Here is a 1,699-nt window from a genome sequence, read left to right as displayed (position 1 = left end):
GGCGAGCGCGGCGGAGAACTGTCCCGAGTCGGCGATCACCGCGACGCCCCAGACCAGCAGCACGGGCAGCAGGAGCGCGGTGCCGGCGACGGCGTAGGACAGCACGGCGCACCCCGCGCTGACGAGCATGGCCGCCATCGCGACGACAGCGCGGCCACAGCGGTCCGAGAGCACGCCGCCCAGCAGGCACCCGGCCGCCCCGCAGATCCCGATGACGGCGAACGCGGTGAGCCCACGCGGCCCGCCGGTCGCGGCGAGGTAGGTGGGCAGCCACGCCCACAGGGCGTAGAGCTCCCACATGTGCCCGAAGTAGCCGAGGCACACGAGCCGCTGCCGCCGGTCGGCCGCCATCCGCCCCAGGTACCGCGGCTGCCACGGCGGCGAGGGCGCGCCGGCTGGGCCCTCGCGGACGAACAGCGCGGACACGCCCGCGCCGACGGTCGCCAGAACGGCGGCGCCGACCAGCACGGCTCGCCAGCCGAGCGCTACCGGCAGGTGCGGCAGAGCCGAGCCGACGGTCAGCGCGGCGAGCAGGGTGCCGAGCGCGATGCCGCGTTTCCGCGGGAGCCACGACACGACGACCTTCATCCCGACCGGGTAGACCCCGGCGAGCGCGAACCCGGCGGCGAACCGGAGCGGGACGACGAGCCCCCGAACGGGCGCGCACCACGGCAATGCGGCGGTGACGACCGCGGCGAGCACGGCACCGGTCGCGATGAGCAGGTGCGGCCGGATCCGGTCGGCGAGGTTGAGCGCGGCCGAAACGACCGCACCGCAGGCGAACCCGACCTGGACGGCGGCGGTGAGGAGGATGGTGTCTTCCCGGGACAGGGCCCATTCGGCCCGCAGCGCGGGAACGACGGCGGAGGCGGAGAACCAGACGCTCATGCCGCAGACCTGCACGAGGGCGAGCAGCACGAGCTGCCGGGTGGCGGTGGTGGGGCGTGCCGGTGCGGACCGGAGGGAGATCACCCGCTCTACTTGCGGGTGGGGGATGCCGCTGGTCAACGGCGGGAGGTGGGGCTTCACTCGTTGGGCTGGAAAATCTCTCACATACTGGGCGGGGTGAGTGGTGGGGGCTCGCCTCGGGACTTCCTCCTGGGTCGGGACGCTTTCGCGAGCTGCCGAGCCCACCCGTCGAGCGGCCCAGCTGGTCGAGCAACGTTGCCGACCCGCCCAGCGGCCCAGTCCGTTGGGCGGCATCGCGGAGCAGTCCCGGCTCGGCCGCAAGGGCTGCGCGGCCGAGCCAGGCCACCCAGTCAGCATCACCTGGCCCGCCGTCGGCCACGTCAGCGGCGGGGCGCCCGGGTCGCTGCGGTCACGTCGTCGGAGTCGCGGTCGTCGTAGGCGTCGTGGTGGTCGTCGGCGTGGTCGTCTTCGTCTGGGACGTCGTCTTCGGCGGGGTCTTGCGGTGCGTGGTCACCGGCGCGTTCGTGTGTGGCGGGACCGCCGTCGCGTGCGTCGTCTGCGGGGTCTCCGGTGGTGGCAACGTCACCAGATCCGGGGTCTCGGTCGCCGATGTCGTCGGCGGTGGGGTGCTGCCCGTCGACCCCCCTCCCGAACTGCTGACCGCCACCGCTACCCCGCCGATCGCCACGACCGCCACCGCGCACAAGCCCACCACCACGCCGCGGCGGGAGGCTCGGCGGCCGGGGCTGTCGGACTTGGTGCGGCCCAGCGGTGGCGGCGGGGCTCCCGC

At 74.6% G+C, this 1,699-nt stretch carries 2 protein-coding genes; one reads left to right on the top strand and one right to left on the bottom strand.

Annotated elements, in window-relative coordinates; genetic code table 11:
• Positions 1-972: MFS transporter (locus G3I65_RS56215; protein ID WP_309236127.1), on the bottom strand; the 972-nt coding region annotated here is incomplete at its 3' end.
• A 380-nt stretch (positions 973-1,352) separates the two neighbouring features.
• Between G3I65_RS56215 and G3I65_RS56210 the strand changes: the two genes are divergently transcribed.
• A partial coding sequence (locus G3I65_RS56210; RefSeq protein WP_203612788.1) for a hypothetical protein occupies positions 1,353-1,699 on the top strand: 347 nt, incomplete at its 3' end.

The organism is Amycolatopsis sp. SID8362 (genome assembly GCF_010550475.1).
Classification (GTDB): Bacteria; Actinomycetota; Actinomycetes; order Mycobacteriales; family Pseudonocardiaceae; genus Amycolatopsis; species Amycolatopsis eburnea.
Note: the sequence above shows the minus strand (reverse complement) of the source record. Positions and strands in the feature narration are given on the sequence as shown.